This is a genomic window from Streptomyces sp. NRRL WC-3549 (genome assembly GCF_000721935.1).
GTDB lineage: Bacteria > Actinomycetota > Actinomycetes > Streptomycetales > Streptomycetaceae > Streptomyces.
Window position 1 is genome coordinate 43611 of sequence record NZ_KL585393.1, and the last position, 814, is coordinate 44424.

Below are 814 nucleotides of genomic sequence, written 5' to 3' on the forward strand. Positions count from 1 at the left end.
AGATGAAGGCCCGGATCCTTTCGAGGATCCGGGCCTTCGTCATGTGTCGGGCGGCTTTCTCAAGTCGTCGGTATGAAGGGCGGTTCGAGGGGCACGAGTGGGAGCCGAACGTGTTTCACTTGTCTCTCTGTGGGCATGTCGACAAAACGCTGTAGTGACCTCACTGGGAGCGGTATACCAGGTGTACGCGGGTCACGGGTGGTGGGACGATGGTATTTATGGGGGACAGGGCAACTCTGTTGGAGACAGGGCGGTTTGTGCAGCGAAGCGGCCGGATGACGGGAAACGTGGCAGATGCGGTGTTCGCCGCTGCCGTCGCCGAGGCCGAGGAGGCTGCGGGAACCGCTGCGGTGGCCCCTGACGGAAGCCGCGCCGACGCGGCCCGCGCCGAAGCCTCCGGCCGCTCCGTGGTCGCCCCGCGGACCCCGCCGGCCGTGGAGGAGCCGGGCGCCGGAGAGCCGGGCCTCGTGGTGCCGCGGGCCCCGGCGCCGGATGCGGCGGGACCCGGTGCCGTGGAACCGCGCCCGGCGGCCGCGGGGAAGGCCGCTCCCGGGGGAGAGGCCGCCGACGCGACGGAGCCCACGGACCACGCCGAGGCGGAGGCGCGGCACCGCCGCGCCGCGGACGCCGGTGACACCGCGTCCATGAGCGTCCTGGGCGCCCTCCTGCTGCGCCGCGGAGAGCTGGACGGCGCCGAGTCCTACCTGCGTGCCGCCACGGCCGAGGGGGACCGCGCGGCCGCCAACAACCTGGGTGTCCTGCTCCACCAGCGCGGATACGCCGACGAGGCGGCCGGCTGGTGGCGCATCGCGGC

General features: G+C 72.9%; 1 protein-coding gene. It reads left to right on the forward strand.

Features of this window, described 5'->3' with window-relative positions:
* Positions 1-209: 209 nt before the first annotated feature.
* Positions 210-814, forward strand: a 605-nt coding sequence (locus IH13_RS0110050) for a tetratricopeptide repeat protein (RefSeq protein WP_420713348.1), incomplete at its 3' end; no start/stop codon positions are given.